This window comes from Zoogloea sp., from assembly GCF_041904905.1.
Classification (GTDB): domain Bacteria; phylum Pseudomonadota; class Gammaproteobacteria; order Burkholderiales; family Rhodocyclaceae; genus Zoogloea.
Window position 1 is genome coordinate 14,601 of the sequence record NZ_JAYRMI010000046.1, and the last position, 16,595, is coordinate 31,195.

Here is a 16,595-nt window from a genome sequence, read left to right on the forward strand (position 1 = left end):
AGCTGCTCCAGCCGCCCCCCGGTGGGCCGGTGGGGCGGCCGCTCGCGGGGCGGGGCCGCCCCCCCGCCGCCCCGGCCGCCACTCGTCAGCCTAGCAGCGCCGCCTTCAACGCGTCGCCCGCCCGCTCCATCGCGCTCACCGCCTGTGGGAAGTATTTCCCCAGCGAGAAGAAGCCGTGCACCATCCCCTCGAACTCATGAACCGTGACCGGCACACCCGCCTCGCCCAGCACGGCCGCGTAAGCCTTGCCGTCGTCGGTGAGCGGGTCGCACTCGGCGAGGATGAAGACCGCCGGCGGCAGGCCGTCGAACCGAGCGGCGTTGAGCGGTGAGGCCCGCCAGTCCTGCCAGTCGTCCTGGTTCGGCAGATAGCGCTCGAAGAACCACGCCAGGCTGGCCGTATCCAGAAAGTAGCCTTCGGCGAACGCCCGTCGCGACGGGCGCTGGCTGAGGATGTCGGTGCACGGATAGACCAGCAGCTGCAGCGCGGCCTGGGGGCCGTTGGCGTTGCGAAGCTGGAGGGCAGTGACGGCACTCAGCGTCCCCCCCGCGCTGTCGCCCGCCAGCGCGAAGCGGGTCGGGTCGATGCCCAGCAGGGCGGCGTGGGCGAGGCTCCAGGTGACCGCGCGCAAGGCATCGTCCACGGCGGTGGGAAAGGGATGCTCCGGCGCCAGACGGTAATCCACCGACAGGATCGCCACGCCGCTGCGATCGGCCAGCTCGCGGCACAGGCCATCGTAGCTCGCCACATCGCCGATGCACCAGCCGCCGCCGTGGAAGTAGAACGCCACCGGCAGGATGTCGTCCGGCCCGGCCGACAGCGGCCGGTAGAGCCGCGCCATGATCGCCCCGTCGCCGGCACGAGCTGCGGGGATCGGCACCTCGGTGACGGAGGACACCGCCCGCGCCTCCGGCCCGAAGCTACCCTGGAGCTTCTCGAAGGAACGTCGGGCCTGATGGGTGTCCAGCTCGTGAAAGCGCGGCGCACCGACGCGATAGATCATGGCAAGCAGGGCCTGGGCTTGGGGGTCGAGGGCCATGGCAGCAAATCCGGGAACGGCAGAAGGGAAAATCGGGACTGGCGGAAACCAATCGGGCCAAATTTGCACCAAAAACGGAAAAACCAGCCCGTTTTTTGCTACAATTTTCTAACCCATTGATTTTATTGGTGCCGGGAGAGGGACTCGAACCCTCACACCTTGCGGCGGCGGATTTTGAATCCGCTGCGTCTACCGATTCCGCCATCCCGGCATGGGAAGCCGCGCATTATCTACGAATCCGCTTATTGCATCAACTCGCCTCTTGACTCATGGCCTGGACCCTAGACGACTTCGACTACCCGCTCCCCCAAGAACTGATCGCCCAGGCTCCCCTCGACCGCCGCACCGACAGCCGCCTGCTCCAGGTTGGCCCGCAGCTGGCCGACCTGCGTTTTTCCGATCTGCCCAGCCTGCTCACTCCGGGCGATCTGCTCGTCTTCAACGATACCCGGGTGATCCACGCCCGCCTGTTCGGCACCAAGGACACCGGCGGTCAGGTGGAGGTGATGATCGAGCGCCCCCTTGGCGCCCACGAAGCCCTCGCCCAGGTGCGCGCCAGCAAGTCGCCCAAGCCGGGCACCCGGCTGCTGCTCGAAGGCGCGCTTGAAGTCGAAGTGCTCGGCCGTGCCGGCGAGTTCTTCCATCTGCGCTTCCCGGGCGACGAGGATCTCGTCGTGCTGCTCGAAAGGCACGGCCGCCTGCCGCTACCGCCCTACATCGAGCGCGCCGCCGGCAACGCCGACGAATCCCGCTACCAGACGGTCTTCGCCAGGAATCCGGGCTCGGTGGCGGCCCCCACCGCCGGCCTGCACTTCGACGAGCCGCTCCTCGCCCGCCTGGCCGGGATGGGTGTCAATAGCGCCTTCGTCACCCTCAACGTGGGCGCCGGCACCTTCCAGCCGGTGCGCGTCCACGATCTGTCCGAACACAAGATGCACACCGAGGCCTACTTCGTGCCCCAGGCCACCGTCGACGCCATCGCCGCCACCCAGGCCGCCGGCAAGCGTGTGGTGTGCGTCGGCACCACCAGCATGCGGGCGCTCGAATCCTGCGCCGCCGGCGGTCAGCCCCAAGCCGGCGAGGCCGAGAGCAACCTGTTCATCCTGCCGGGCTACCGCTTCAACGTGGCCGATGCGCTCATCACCAACTTCCACCTGCCCAAGTCCACGCTGCTGATGCTGGTGTCTGCCTTCGCCGGCATGGACACCATCCGCCGTGCCTACGCCCACGCCATCGCCGAGCGCTATCGCTTCTTCAGCTACGGCGACGCCATGTTCCTCACCCGGACCCCCGAATGAAATACGAACTCCTCGCCACCGACGGCGCCGCCCGTCGCGGCCGCCTCACCCTCAACCACGGTACCGTCGATACCCCGGCCTTCATGCCGGTGGGCACCTACGGCTCGGTGAAGGGCATCTCGCCGCAGGATCTGCGCGACATCGGCGCCCAGATCTGCCTGGGCAACACCTTCCACCTGTGGCTGCGCCCGGGCCTGGAGGTGATGGAAGCCTTCGGCGGCCTGCACCAGTTCATGGCCTGGGACGGCCCCATCCTCACCGACTCCGGCGGCTTCCAGGTTTTCTCCCTGGGCGCCCTGCGCAAGATCACCGAGGAAGGCGTGCGCTTCAGCTCGCCGGTCAATGGCGACAAGCTCTTCCTCACTCCCGAGGAGTCCATGCGCATCCAGAAGGTGCTGAACTCCGACGTGGTGATGATCTTCGACGAGTGCACGCCCTACCCCGCCACCGTCACCGAGGCCGCCGACTCCATGCGCCTGTCCCAGCGCTGGGCGCGTCGTTCGCGGGACGAGTTCGACCGCCTCGAAAACAACAACGCCCTCTTCGGCATCGTCCAGGGCGGCATGTACGAAAACCTCCGCGATGAATCCCTGGCCGGACTCGAAGAGATCGGTTTCCACGGCTACGCCATCGGCGGCCTGTCGGTGGGCGAGCCCAAGGACGACATGCAGCGCATCCTCCACCACACCGCGCCGCGCCTGCCCAAGGACAAACCCCGCTACCTGATGGGCGTCGGCACGCCGGAGGACATCGTCTTCGCGGTGCAGGCCGGCATCGACATGTTCGACTGCGTGATGCCCACCCGCAACGCCCGCAACGGCTGGCTGTTCACCCGCCACGGCGACGTGAAGATCCGCAACGCCCGCCACAAGTCCGACACCCGCCCGCTCGACGAAACCTGCGACTGCTACACCTGCCGCAACTTCTCGCGGGGCTACCTGCACCACCTCAACCGCCTCAACGAGATCCTCGGTGCGCGCCTCGCCACCATCCACAACCTGCATTACTACCAGCAGCTGATGCGCGACCTGCGCGACGCCATCGCCAGCGGCACCCTCACCGACTACGTCGCCCGCTTCCACCGCGAGCGCGCCGGCCAAGGCGCCTGAGCCCATGGCGGGCGCCGGCTTCGCCGGCCGGCGCCTTGCCGCTATAATCGCGCCTTTGCCCGAAACCCGTCCATGCAGGTCTTCCGTGGAATCCCCGAGCGCGCCGAACACGGCTGCGTGCTCACCATCGGCAACTTCGATGGGGTGCATCGCGGCCATCAGGCGCTGCTGGCCAAGCTCTCCGCCAAGGCGCTGGCCACCGGCCTGCCCGCCGCGGTGCTGACCTTCGAGCCCCACCCGCGGGAATACTTCGCCCACGAGAACCGCCCCCGGCGCCTCACCTCCCTGCGCGAGAAGATCCAGCTCCTCGAAGCCCACGGCGTCGACCGCCTCTACATCGCCCGCTTCAACGACCGCTTCGCCGGCCTCACCGCCGAAGCCTTCATCGAAGACGTCCTGATTCACGGGCTCGGCACCCGTCACCTGCTCATCGGCGACGACTTCCGCTTCGGCAAGGGCCGCACCGGCAACTTCGAAATGCTCCGCACCGTAGGCCAGGAGGTCGGCTTCACCGTCGAAGCCATGCACACCGTCGATCACGAAGGCGAGCGGGTATCCAGCTCCGCCGTGCGCGCCGCGCTGGCCGAAGGCGACATGCCCCACGCCGCCCGCCTCCTGGGCCGGCCCTACAGCATCAGCGGGCGCGTGCTGCACGGCGACAAGATCGGCCGCACCATCGGTTTTCCCACCGCCAACATCCAGCTCAAGCACCGCAGCCCACCGCTGATGGGCATCTACACCGTCAGCGTCGACGGCTTGGCCGACACACCGTGGCCCGGCGTCGCCAGCGTCGGCGTGCGCCCCACCATCAACGACGCCGGCCGCCCCAGCCTCGAGGTGCACCTCTTCGACTGGCACACCGAATGCTACGACGCGCACCTGCGCGTCAATTTCCTGCGCAAGCAGCGCGACGAGGCGCGCTACGACAGCCTCGACGCCCTCACCGCCCAGATCGCCCGCGACGCCGACGAGGCTCGCGCCTACTTCGCCCAGAATCCTCTCTGAATTCCACAGGCCGCAACGAACCATGTCCCAGAAGCGCAACGACCTCAACCTGCCCGACACTCCCTTCCCCATGCGGGGCGACCTCGCCAAGCGCGAGCCGGGCTGGATCGCCGACTGGCAACAACGCAAGCTTTACCAGAAGATCCGCAAGGCCGCCGCCGGCCGGCCCAAGTTCGTGCTCCACGACGGCCCGCCCTACGCCAACGGCAGCATCCACATCGGCCACGCGCTCAACAAGATCCTCAAGGACATCATCGTCCGCTCCAAGACGATGGCCGGCTTCGACGCCCCCTACGTGCCCGGCTGGGACTGCCACGGCCTGCCCATCGAACACAAGATCGAAGTCACCCACGGCAAGGGCCTGCCCGCCGACAAGGTGCGCGAACTGTGCCGCGCCTACGCATTCGAGCAGATCGAAGAGCAGAAGAAGGACTTCATCCGGCTGGGCGTGCTGGGCGACTGGGACAAGCCCTACCGCACCATGGACTTCGGCAACGAAGCCGGCGAAGTACGCGCCCTGGCCGAGATGGTCAAGCGCGGCTGGGTGTTCAAGGGCCTCAAGCCCGTCAACTGGTGTTTCGACTGCGGCTCCGCGCTGGCCGAAGCCGAGGTCGAATACCAGGACAAGCAGAGCCCCGCCATCGACGTGGGCTTCGTGTGCGCCGAGCCTGAAAAGCTCGCCGCCGCCTTCGGGCTCGCCCAGCTTCCCGCCGGCAAGGACGCCTGCGCGGTGATCTGGACCACCACCCCCTGGACGATCCCTGCCAACCAGGCCCTCAACGTCCACCCCGAGCACGAGTACGCGCTGGTGGACACCCCCCGCGGCCTGCTGGTGCTGATGGCCGAACTGGCCGACTCCAGCCTCAAGCGCTTCGGCCTCGAAGGCAGCGTCGTCGCCCGCACCAACGGCGGCAAGCTCGACCGCATCGCCTTCCACCACCCCTTCTACGACCGCCTCTCGCCGATCTTCGTGGCCGACTACGTGGGCCTCGACGCCGGCACCGGCATCGTCCACTCGGCCCCGGCCTACGGCGTGGACGACTTCAACTCCTGCAAGGCCAACGGCTTCACCAACGACGACATCCTGAGCCCGGTGCAGAGCAACGGCGTCTATGCCGAATCCCTGCCCTACTTCGGCGGCCTGCACATCTGGAAGGCCAACCCGGTCATCGTCGACAAGCTGCAGGAAGTCGGTGCGCTGTTCTCCCACGAAAAGATCAGCCACAGCTACATGCACTGCTGGCGCCATAAAACGCCGCTGATCTACCGCGCCACCGCCCAGTGGTTCGTCGGCATGGACCTCAAGCCCGACGGCGGCCCCAGCCTGCGCGAACTGGCCCTCGGCGGCGTGGACGCCACCCAGTTCTTCCCGTCCTGGGGCCAGGCCCGCCTGCACGCCATGATCGCCAACCGTCCCGACTGGTGCATCTCGCGCCAGCGCAACTGGGGCGTGCCGATCCCCTTCTTCCTCCACCGCGAGACCGGCGAACTCCACCCGCGCACCGTCGAACTGATGGAAGAAGTCGCCCAGCGCATCGAGCAGGAAGGCATCGAAGCCTGGTTCAAGCTCGACGCCGCCGAGCTGCTGGGCGACGAAGCCGCCCACTACGAAAAGATCGGCGACACGCTCGACGTGTGGTTCGACTCCGGCACCACCCACTGGCACGTGCTGCGCGGCTCCCACCCCGACGGCCACGCCAGCGGCCCGCGGGCCGACCTCTACCTCGAAGGCTCCGACCAGCACCGCGGCTGGTTCCACTCGTCGCTGCTCACCGGCTGCGCCATCGACGGCCACCCGCCCTACAAGGCCCTGCTCACCCACGGCTTCGCCGTGGACGGCACCGGCCGCAAGATGAGCAAGTCGCTGGGCAACGTGGTCGTGCCGCAGGAAGTCACCGGCAAGCTGGGCGCCGAGATCCTGCGCCTGTGGGTCGCCTCCACCGACTACTCCGGCGAACTCTCCATCTCCAAGGAGATCCTCGACCGCGTCGTCGAAGTCTATCGCCGCCTGCGCAACACCCTGCGCTTCCTGCTCGCCAACACCGCCGACTTCAACCCCGCCACCGACATGCTGCCGGTGTCCGAGTGGCTGGAGATCGACCGCTACGCCCTGGCCCTCATCCGCAAGCTGCAGGATCAGGCCAAGGCCGACTACGAGCGCTTCGAGTTCCACCGCGTGGTGCAGGCCCTGCAGAACTTCGCCGCCGAAGACCTGGGCGCGGTCTACCTCGACATCCTCAAGGATCGCCTCTACACCACCCAGGCCAACTCCACGGCCCGCCGCGCGGCCCAGAGCGCCCTGTGGCACATCCTGCAGTCGGTGGTCAAACTGATGGCCCCGATCCTCTCGTTCACCGCCGAAGAAATCTGGCTGCTGCTGGGCAAGGACGCTGACGACAGCGTGATGCTCCACACCTTCCACACCCTGCCCGCCCAAGACGGCGAGGACGCCCTGCTCGACAAGTGGACGACCCTCCGCGCCATCCGTGCCGATGTGCAGAAGGAAATCGAAGCCGTGCGCGCCGCCGGCCAGGTGGGCTCCTCGCTGCAGGCCGAAGTCGAGATCCGCGCCGCGGGTGGCCGTTACGACGTGCTTGCCAGCCTCGCCGACGACCTGCGCTTCGTGCTCATCTGCTCCAAGACCACCCTCGTCAGGGCCGCCGACGAAGCCGCCGAAGCCATCGTCGTCACCCCCTCGGCCCACGCCAAGTGCGACCGCTGCTGGCACTACCGTGCCGATGTGGGCCACGACGCCGCCCATCCGGAACTTTGCGGCCGTTGCACGTCCAACCTGCACGGCGAGGGCGAAGCCCGCTCCGCCGCCTGACCCCGCCTCGCACAGGAGCCCCGCCCTTGAAACTACGCCTCGGCAACTGGATCGGCCTCTCAGCCATCGTCGTGCTGGTGGATCAATGGACCAAACACCTCGTCCGCGGCGCCCTGCGCAACGGCGAGGTCATCCACGTCACCGACTGGTTCGATCTGGTGCTCGCCTTCAACCCCGGCGCCGCGTTCAGTTTTCTGGCCGATCAGTCGGGCTGGCAGCGCTGGTTCTTCGTGGCGCTGGCGGCCGGGATCTGCAGCTGGCTGCTGCGCCTCCTGGCCCGGCACCAGCACGAGTTCCTGCAGCCCCTGGCCTTCTCGCTCATCATCGGCGGCGCCATCGGCAACGTCATCGACCGCTTCGTGTTCGGCGCGGTGGTCGACTTCCTGTATTTCCACGTCGGCCGCTACGGATGGCCGGCATTCAACGTGGCGGATTCGGCCATCTGCGTGGGCGTCACGCTGATGGTCATCGCCCAGCTCCGCGAGCACCGCCACGCCCCCGCCCAAGAGAACCTCTCATGACCCAGATCGTCCAGCCCGACAGCCTCGTCACCCTCCACTACCGGATCTCCCTCGACAACGGCCAGTCGCTCATCAGCACCTTCGAGACCACGCCCGCCACCATGCACCTGGGCCGCGGCGATCTGCTGCCCACCCTAGAGCGCTGCCTCGCCGGCACCGCCGTGGGCGAACATCACACCTTCCTGCTTCAGCCCGACGACGCCTTCGGCGCCTATCGCGACGACCTCGTCGAAAAGGTCCGCCTCGAAGACTTCCCCGACGGCGCCGCGGTCGAGCCGCTGGTCATCATGGAATTCACCGCCCCCGACGGCACCCGCTACCCCGGCCTGATCCGCGAAGTCGGCGACACCCACGCCACCATCGACTTCAACCACCCGCTGGCCGGCAAGGCGATCCGCTTCGAAGTCGAGATCATCGGCGTCAACTGAACGACACGAGGAAAGCCATGGAAGTCCTGCTCGCCAACCCCCGCGGCTTCTGCGCCGGCGTCGAACGTGCCATCGAGATCGTCGAACGGGCGCTCGCCCAGTTCGGGGCGCCGATCTACGTCCGCCACGAGGTCGTCCACAACCGCTTCGTCGTGGACGGCCTGCGCGCCAAGGGCGCCATCTTCATCGAAGACCTGGCCGACGTGCCTGCCGGCAACACCGTCATCTTCAGCGCCCACGGCGTGCCCCAGTCGGTGCGCACCGAGGCCGACGCCCGCGGCCTGCGCGTGTTCGACGCCACCTGCCCGCTGGTCACCAAGGTGCACCTCGAAGTCGCCCGCATGCGCGACCAGGGCCGCGAAGTCATCATGATCGGCCACAAGGGCCACCCGGAAGTCGAAGGCACCATGGGCCAGGTGAAGGACGGCATCCACCTCGTCGAGAACGCCGCCGACGTGGCCGGCCTGGTGGTCACCAACCCCGACATGCTTGCCTACGTCACCCAGACGACCCTCTCGGTGGACGACGCCGGCGCCATCGTCGCCGCCCTGCGCACGCGCTTCCCCAACATCGTCGGCCCCAAGAAGGACGACATCTGCTACGCCACCCAGAACCGCCAGGACGCCGTGAAGTTCATGGCCCCCCAGTCCGATCTGGTGCTGGTGGTCGGCTCGGTCAACAGCTCCAACTCCAACCGCCTGCGCGAAGTGGCGGAACTCCTCCAGGTGCCCGCCTACCTCATCGACAACGCCGAGGCCATCGACCCGGCCTGGATCGTCGGCAAGCGGCGCATCGGCGTCACCGCCGGCGCATCGGCGCCCGAGGTGCTGGTCGAGTCGGTCATTGCCCGTCTGAAGGCGCTGGGTGCCGCGTCGGTCCGCCCCCTCGAGGGCGTGCCCGAGCGCATCACCTTCCCGCTGCCCAAGGAACTCCAGGCGCCCGCCGCCTGAGCCCACCCGGAGCCGCCCATGCCCTACGTCCAACGCGATGCCACCGGTCGGGTGGTCGCCCTCTTCTCCGAAGCCGGCCCCGGCCACGAGGAAGAGCTGCCCCTCGGCCACCCCGACACCGCCGCCCTCACCGGCTCGGAAGCCTTCGCCCGGCTCGACGCCGACCTCATCCGCGTCATCGAGGACGTGGTGGACGTGCTCATCGACCGCGGCCTGCTGCGCCTCACCGATCTCCCGCCCGAAGCCCAGCGCAAGCTGCTCGCCCGCAAAGGCGCCCGGGCGCGGCTGCGCCAAGGGCTCGATCTGCTCGGGCCCAGCGACATCATCTGAGCCCCACGCCGACCCGCGCGCCACGGCCCTCCGGCGCGCGAGTCGGCATAGCCCGAGAGTCGCCCGGCATCGGGCGCCTGAAGGCTCAAGTTCCCCCACTGCAGCCCGTTATCCCTACAATCCGGACGTCCGCCGGCTTCGCCGGCGATCTGCCCGGGCAAGGTCAGCCCCTTGCCCGGTCGAGAAACGACCCCACCTACGATTGTGCCGATGACTGACGCCGCACCTTCCGCATCCCCCGCGCCGCACGCCGGCGGCCCCAGCAACGTCGATGCCGACTGGCATCCCGGGGTGACCGCCACCCACGAAGACCCGCTCCTCGACGCGCTGGTCATCCTCACCCAGATCCACGGCAACCCCTTCAGCGGCGCCGCGCTCTCGGCTGGGCTGCCGCTGGTGGACAACCGCCTCACCCCCTCGCTGCTGCCCCGCGCTGCCGCCCGCGCCGGCTTCACCGCGCGCATCGTGCGCAAGCCCCTTGAGGCGGTCGCCCCCAGCCTGCTGCCCGCCATCCTGCTGCTCCACGACCGCCGCGCCTGCATCCTGCTGGAGCGCCTGCCGGACGGCCGCGCCCGGGTGCGCTTCCCAGAAGCCGGCGAATCCGCCGACATCCTCAGCCCCGACCAGCTCGCCGCCCTCTACACCGGGCTGGTGTGCTTCGTCCGTCCGCGCTTCCGCTTCGAAGCCCGCGCCCCCCAGGTCAAGGCCGTGCGCGCCAGCCACTGGTTCTGGGGCACCGTCCTCGAAAACTGGCGCCTCTACCGTGATACTTTGCTGGCCGCGCTGGTGGTCAACCTCTTCGCGCTGGCCATCCCCATGTTCTCGATGACGGTCTACGACCGGGTCGTGCCCAACCACGCCGTCGAGACCCTGTGGGTGCTGGCCGTCGGGGCGATCCTCGTGCTCGGCTTCGACTTCTGCCTGCGCACCCTGCGCGCCTACATCGTCGACAGCGCCGGCAAGCGCATCGACGTACAGCTCTCGGCCCGCATCATGGAGCGCGTGCTCGGCCTGCGCATGGACGCCCGGCCGGCCTCGGTGGGCTCCTTCGCCGCCAACCTGCGGGCCTTCGAAGGCGTGCGCGACTTCATCGCCTCGGCCACCGTCACCACCCTGATCGACCTGCCCTTCGTGCTCCTCTTCCTGGTCGTGATGGCCTGGGTCTCCCCGTGGCTGCTCCTGCCCCCGCTGGTCGGGATGCTGGCCGTGCTGTTCGTCACCCTGGTGGCCCAGGACAAGATGCACGAACTCACCGAAACCACCTACCGGGCCAGCGCCCAGCGCAACGCCACGCTGGTCGAAAGCCTGGTCGGCCTGGAAACCCTCAAGACCCTCGGTGCCGAGAGCAGCGTCCAGCGTCAGTGGGAGCGCGCCACCCTGTTCATCGCCCAGATCGGCGGGCGGCTCAAGCTGCTCTCAGCCGGCACCGTCAACTTTGCCCAGCTCATGCAGCAGCTGGTGAACATCGCCGTCATCATCGTGGGCGTGTATGAGCTGTCGGAGGGCAACATGACCATGGGCGGCATCATCGCTGCGTCGATGCTCTCCGGCCGGGCCATGGCGCCCCTGGGCCAGGTGGCCGGGCTGATGATGCAGTACCAGAACGCCCGCACCTCCCTCGACTCGGTGGGCACCCACATGAACCTGCCGGTCGAACGCCCGGAAGGCGCCAGCTTCGTCCATCGCCCCAGCTTCACCGGCGACATCGAGTTCAAGGACGTCAGCTTCTGTTACCCCGGCCGCGAGCAGGCGGTGCTCAAGAAGGTCAGCTTCCGCCTCAAGGCCGGTGAGAAGGTGGCGATCATCGGCCGCATCGGCTCGGGCAAGACCACCATCGAGAAGCTGTTCCTCGGCCTCTACCAGCCCTCCGAAGGTGCGGTGCTGGTCGACGGCATCGACGACCGCCAGATCGACCCGGCCGAACTTCGCCGCGCCATCGGCTTCGTGCCCCAGGACGTGACCCTCTTCTACGGCACCCTCAAGCAGAACATCGCGATGGGCGCACCCTTCGCCGACGACAGCGCGATCCTCGCCGCCGCCGATCTGGCCGGCGTGCGCGAGTTTGCCAACACCCACCCGCAGGGCTTCGAGATGCCCGTCGGCGAGCGGGGCGAATCCCTCTCCGGCGGCCAGCGCCAGGCGGTGGCCATCGCCCGCGCGGTGCTCAACGACCCACCCGTGCTGCTGCTGGACGAGCCCTCCAGCAGCATGGACCACCAGAGCGAAGAGGGCCTCAAGCAGCGTCTGCGCCGCTTCGCCGCCGGCAAGACGATCGTCCTCGTCACCCACCGCACCTCGCTGCTCGATCTGGTCGACCGCCTCATCGTCCTCGACCAGGGCCAGATCGTCGCCGACGGGCCCAAGGCCCAGGTGGTCGAAGCCCTCCAGCAGGGCCGCATCGGACGGGCGGGGTGACACCATGAAAGCCATCCTCCTGCGCCTCGCCGCCCTCTTCCAGCCCGCCTACGACGCGCTCTACCGGCGCGCCTCGCACACCTTCGACCGCGTCCTGGACGGCGTCGAGAAGAAGGACATCCACGACGACGCCGACTACATGGCCGACGCCGAATGGGCCATGTCCGAACAAAAACTGCGCGGCAGCCGCATCGCCGTGATCCTCACCTTCGCGGCGATCGTCGTCCTCATCGTGTGGGCCGCCTTCGCCCAGCTCGACGAAGTCACCCGCGGCGAGGGCAAGGTGATTCCCTCCCGACAGGTCCAGGTGATGCAGAGCCTGGACGGCGGCATCGTCTCCGAGATCCTGGTCAAGGAAGGCCAGCAGGTGAAGACCGGCCAGCTCCTCCTCAAGGTGGACCCGACCCGCTTCGTGTCATCCCTGCGGGAGAACCGCGCTCAGTACATCGCCCTCCTCGCCAAGTCCGCCCGCCTCAGCGCGGTGGCCAACGGCAAGGCCTTCGTGCCGCCGCCCGAACTCATCAAGGAGGCGCCGGATCTCGTCGAGCAGGAACGCGCCGCCTACGAAAACAAGCGCATGGAACTCGACGCCGCGGTAGGCGTGGCGCGCCAGCAACTCTCCCAGCGACGCCAGGAGTTGAACGAGGTCACCGCCAAACGCGAGCAGGCCACCCAGAGCTACAGCCTCACCGCCAAGGAGCTGGAAGTCACCCGGCCGCTGGCCAAGACCGGCGCCGTGTCCGAAGTCGAGCTGCTCCGCCTGGAGCGCGACGTGGCCCGCTACCGCGGCGAGCGCGACGCCGCTGGCGCCCAGATCCCGCGCATCCAGGCCGCCATCTCCGAAGCCCAGCGCAAGATCGAGGAGGTCGAACTCAACCTGCGCAACCAGGCCCGCAGCGAACTCTCCGAGACCAACGCCAAGCTCGCCGCCCTCTCGGCCGGCAGCGAGGGCCTGGCCGACAGGGTCAAGCAGGCCGAAATCCGCGCGCCGATGAACGGCACCGTCAAGCAGCTCTTCGCCAACACCGTCGGCGGCGTGGTGCAGCCGGGCAAGGAGATCATCGAGATCGTCCCCAGCGACGACGCGCTCCTGCTCGAAGCCCGCGTCCAGCCCAAGGACATCGCCTTCCTGCGCCCCGGCCAGCCCGCGCTGGTCAAATTCACCGCCTACGACTTCTCGATCTACGGTGGCCTCGACGCAACCCTCGAACAGATCGGCGCCGACACCATCACCGACGAAAAAGGCAACGCCTTCTACATCGTGCGGGTGCGCACCACCCGCAGCACCATTGGCGACGCCCAGATGCCCATCATCCCCGGCATGGTGGCCGAGGTGGACATCCTCACCGGCAAGAAATCGCTCCTCACCTATCTGATGAAACCCGTCCTGCGGGCCAAGGCCAACGCCCTCACCGAGCGCTGAAAGCCCGGACCACCCCGATCATGACCACCCCGGAACCGCTCCTTCTGCTCACCGACGACGACCTGCTTGCCCAGCGCTGGCAGGCCCTCGCTCCCGCGCCGCTGCACGCCCGCGGCATCGACGGCCTCGACGCCTGGCGGGCGGCCGGTCACCGGCTGGTGCTGGCCGACCTGGGCTGCGCCCGGGCCGGCACGCCGCCGCTGTGGACGCGCCCGGCCTGGCAACGCAACGCACCGGGCCTCATCATCCTGGCCGCCGCCTCGAACCCCGACGACGACCAGGGGCTGGCGGTGCTCAACGCCGGCGCCAGCGGCTACTGCCACTCCCACGCGCCCATCGACACCCTGCGCCAGGCCCTCGACGTGATCGCCAGCGGTGAGCTGTGGGTGGGGCGCGCCCTGCTCTCGCGCCTGCTGCGGCTGGTGGACACCCGCCTCCCCCGCGCCGGCCTCGTCGACTGGGCAACGCCGCTCACCGAGCGCGAACGCGAAGTCGCCCAGCTTGCCGCCGTCGGCGACAGCAACCACACCATCGCGCTGGCCCTGGGCATCACCGAGCGCACCGTCAAGGCCCACCTCAAGGCCATCTTCGAAAAGCTCGACCTCACCGACCGCCTGCAACTGGCCCTGCGCGTCCACGGCGTGCGCTAACACCAGTTCCGCAAGCCAGCCCGTCCCTCCCGACCGAGCCGCCCGGCTCGGTCATCGTACGCCCCTGCCTCGCCGCCGTTCCGCCGCTGCCCGGCGCCTCCCCGTGGCAATCGTCACGCCCCCTGTCCTCGTGGACAATACAGAACGCCCCGCACCCGCCGTAAATTGCCAATCGATTGAATACCCAGACTCCGGAGATCGTCATGGCAACCCCCACCGCACCGACCAACGCCACCACCAACGCAACCGCCAAGGGCACCGTCGTCTTCGTGCAGGGAGACGCCTATCTGCGCGACGCCTCCGGCAAGCTCACCGCCGTCAAGCCGGGCGATCCGGTCGGCGAAGGGCAGGTCATCGTCACCGGGCCGGGTGCCGTGGTCGAACTGCAGCTCGCCACCGGCGCCAAGGTCAGCGTCGGCCCCGACCGCGAGCTGCTGCTGAACGACGACTTCTTCGCCACCACGACGCCGGAACGCACCGAAAACGTCATCTCGAGCCAAGGCGCCGAAGCCGACAAGGTCATCCAGGCCCTCAACAACGGCAAGGACCCCTTCGCCGATCTCGAAGACCCTGCGGCCGGTCTCGCCGGCGGTGGCGTCGGCGACCAGACCCACGACTTCGTGCGTCTGGTGCGGGTGCTCGAAGAAGTCACCCCGCTCGCCTTCCAGTACAGCTCCAGCAGCGACGGGATCGACTTCCTGCCGCTCAACGCCGGCAACGTCTTCCCCACCACGACCATCGCTAACAACCCGCCGGTGGCCACGCCCGATCCGGCCGTCGCCGCCACCGAGGACACCCCCGTCACCTTCCCGGTGCTCGGTAACGACACCGACGCCGACGGCGACACCCTCACCGTCACCGGCGCCAGTGCAAACAACGGCACCGTCACCGTCAATCCCGACGGTAGCCTCAGCTACAAGCCCAACCCGGACTTCCACGGCACCGACACCGTCACCTACACCATCGCCGACGGCAAGGGCGGCACCGCCTCCACCACCGTGACGATCAATGTCGCCCCGGTAAACGACCCCCCGGTCGCCGTAGCCGACACCGCCACCACCACCGAAGACACGCCCGTCACCGTCGCGGTACTGACGAACGACCGCGATGTGGATGGCGACCCCCTCACCGTCACCGGCGCCACCGTCGATCCGGCCAAGGGCTCGGTCACCGTCAACCCCGACGGCACCCTCACCTTCACCCCGGCCGCCAACGTCAATGGGCCGGTCACCGTCACCTACACCCTCTCCGACGGTCACGGTGGGGTCACCACCGGCACCGCCACCGTGAACGTCGCGCCCCAGCCCGACACCGCCGTCCTCAGCGCCGGCACCGGCTCGGTCAAGGAAGACACGCCCGCCCAGTCGTCGGCCGGTGGCACCCTCACCATCGCCGACCCGGATGCCGGCGAAGCCGCCTTCCGGCCCCAGACCGCCACCGCCGGCACCTATGGCAGCTTCGGCATCGACGCGGCCGGGGTGTGGACCTACACCCTCGACAACACCCTGCCCGCCGTCCAGGCCCTCAAGGAAGGCGAGAGCAAGACGGAAGTCTTTACCGTCCAGAGCGTGGATGGCACCAGCACGACGGTGACCCTCACCGTCCTCGGCACCAACGACGGCCCCGTCGCCAACCCCGACACCGCCAGCACCGACGAGGACAAGCCGGTCACCTTCGCGGTCCTGGGCAACGACACCGATCCGGACAGCGACCCGCTCACCGTCACCGGCGCCACCGTCGATCCGGCCAAGGGCTCGGTCACCGTCAATCCCGACGGCACCCTCACCTTCACCCCCGCCGCCAACGTCAATGGCCCGGTCACCGTCACCTACACCCTCTCCGACGGTCACGGCGACACCAGCACGACCACCGCCACGATCAACGTCGCCCCGCTCAACGATAACCCCCTTGCCCGCAATGACGTGAATGGGCTCACCAAGACCGACGCAGCCCCCGCAACGGGCAATGTCATCGCCAACCCGGCCGGCATCGACACCGACCCGGACGGCGACGCCCTGACGGTCACCACTGTTGCCGGCGCGCCGGTGAGCGGCGCCACGGTCATCACCGGTCTTTACGGCACCCTGACCATCCACACAGACGGCCAGTACAGCTACATCCAGAACACCGCCAATCCGGCCGTCGCCGGCCTCGCCCCGGGCGCCACGCTGCAGGACACCTTCGCCTACACGGTTGAAGACGGGAAAGGCGGCAGCGCCAACGCCGTGCTGACGATCAACATCGCCGGCGCCAACACCCCGCCCGTCGCCACCCCCGACACCGCCAGCACCGACGAAGACAAGCCGGTCACCTTTACCGTCCTGGGCAACGACACCGACGCCGAGGGCGACCCCCTCACCGTCACCGGCGCCACCGTCGACCCGGCCAAGGGCAGCGTCACGGTGAACCCGGACGGCACCCTCACCTTCACCCCGGCCGCCAACGTCAATGGCCCGGTGACCATCACCTACACCATCGCCGATGGCAAGGGCGGCACCAGCACCGCCACAGCCACCATCGACATCACCCCGACGGCCGACACCGCCGTCCTCAGCGCCGGCACCGGCTCGGTCAAGGAAGACACGCCCGCCCAGTCGTCG

13 protein-coding genes and 1 tRNA gene are annotated in these 16,595 nt (G+C 68.6%); 12 read left to right on the plus strand and 2 right to left on the minus strand.

The window, feature by feature from the left end:
• Window positions 1–85: 85 nt before the first annotated feature.
• Both ACE3N6_RS12960 and ACE3N6_RS12965 read right to left on the minus strand, forming a co-directional pair.
• Window positions 86–1,039 carry an alpha/beta hydrolase gene (locus ACE3N6_RS12960; protein ID WP_374246194.1) on the minus strand — a complete coding sequence of 318 codons (954 nt, stop codon included), beginning with the start codon at window positions 1,037–1,039 and terminating at the stop codon, window positions 86–88.
• 126 nt (window positions 1,040–1,165) lie between these two features.
• Window positions 1,166–1,250: transfer RNA gene (locus tag ACE3N6_RS12965), tRNA-Leu, on the minus strand.
• Between the two features lie 58 nt (window positions 1,251–1,308).
• Between ACE3N6_RS12965 and queA the strand changes: the two genes are divergently transcribed.
• From queA to ACE3N6_RS13025, 12 genes are all read left to right on the plus strand, one after another.
• Complete coding sequence (gene queA / locus ACE3N6_RS12970; RefSeq protein WP_374246195.1) at window positions 1,309–2,337, plus strand: tRNA preQ1(34) S-adenosylmethionine ribosyltransferase-isomerase QueA; 1,029 nt, start codon at window positions 1,309–1,311, stop codon at window positions 2,335–2,337.
• Window positions 2,334–3,446: a tRNA guanosine(34) transglycosylase Tgt gene (gene tgt / locus ACE3N6_RS12975; RefSeq protein WP_374246196.1), complete on the plus strand. Its 1,113-nt coding sequence runs from the start codon at window positions 2,334–2,336 to the stop codon at window positions 3,444–3,446. Before queA ends, tgt begins: the two co-directional genes overlap by 4 nt.
• Before the next feature lie 72 nt (window positions 3,447–3,518).
• Window positions 3,519–4,451, plus strand: a complete 933-nt coding sequence (locus ACE3N6_RS12980; protein WP_374246197.1) for a bifunctional riboflavin kinase/FAD synthetase — start codon at window positions 3,519–3,521, stop codon at window positions 4,449–4,451.
• A gap of 22 nt (window positions 4,452–4,473) precedes the next feature.
• Window positions 4,474–7,278, plus strand: a complete 2,805-nt coding sequence (gene ileS, locus ACE3N6_RS12985) for an isoleucine--tRNA ligase (RefSeq protein WP_374246198.1) — start codon at window positions 4,474–4,476, stop codon at window positions 7,276–7,278.
• Window positions 7,279–7,304: 26 nt separating this feature from the next.
• The gene (gene lspA / locus ACE3N6_RS12990; RefSeq protein WP_374246199.1) at window positions 7,305–7,799 is read left to right on the plus strand and encodes a signal peptidase II; all 495 of its coding nucleotides are present in this window, start codon (window positions 7,305–7,307) and stop codon (window positions 7,797–7,799) included.
• Window positions 7,796–8,227, plus strand: a complete 432-nt coding sequence (locus tag ACE3N6_RS12995) for a peptidylprolyl isomerase (protein WP_374246200.1) — start codon at window positions 7,796–7,798, stop codon at window positions 8,225–8,227. The genes lspA and ACE3N6_RS12995 overlap by 4 nt, the downstream gene beginning before the upstream one ends.
• A 17-nt stretch (window positions 8,228–8,244) precedes the next feature.
• On the plus strand, window positions 8,245–9,177 hold the full coding sequence (gene ispH, locus ACE3N6_RS13000; protein WP_374246201.1) for a 4-hydroxy-3-methylbut-2-enyl diphosphate reductase: 933 nt from the start codon (window positions 8,245–8,247) through the stop codon (window positions 9,175–9,177).
• An 18-nt stretch (window positions 9,178–9,195) separates the two neighbouring features.
• Window positions 9,196–9,507, plus strand: a complete 312-nt coding sequence (locus ACE3N6_RS13005) for a hypothetical protein (protein WP_374246202.1) — start codon at window positions 9,196–9,198, stop codon at window positions 9,505–9,507.
• Between the two features lie 210 nt (window positions 9,508–9,717).
• Complete coding sequence (locus tag ACE3N6_RS13010) at window positions 9,718–11,922, plus strand: type I secretion system permease/ATPase (RefSeq protein WP_374246203.1); 2,205 nt, start codon at window positions 9,718–9,720, stop codon at window positions 11,920–11,922.
• Window positions 11,923–11,926: 4 nt separating this feature from the next.
• Window positions 11,927–13,345, plus strand: a complete 1,419-nt coding sequence (locus ACE3N6_RS13015; protein WP_374246204.1) for an HlyD family type I secretion periplasmic adaptor subunit — start codon at window positions 11,927–11,929, stop codon at window positions 13,343–13,345.
• Between the two features lie 20 nt (window positions 13,346–13,365).
• A complete protein-coding gene (locus tag ACE3N6_RS13020) occupies window positions 13,366–13,995 on the plus strand; it encodes a LuxR C-terminal-related transcriptional regulator (protein WP_374246205.1) in 630 nt (209 codons plus the stop codon).
• Between the two features lie 203 nt (window positions 13,996–14,198).
• Window positions 14,199–16,595, plus strand: a 2,397-nt coding sequence (locus ACE3N6_RS13025) for a retention module-containing protein (RefSeq protein WP_374246206.1), incomplete at its 3' end; no start/stop codon positions are given.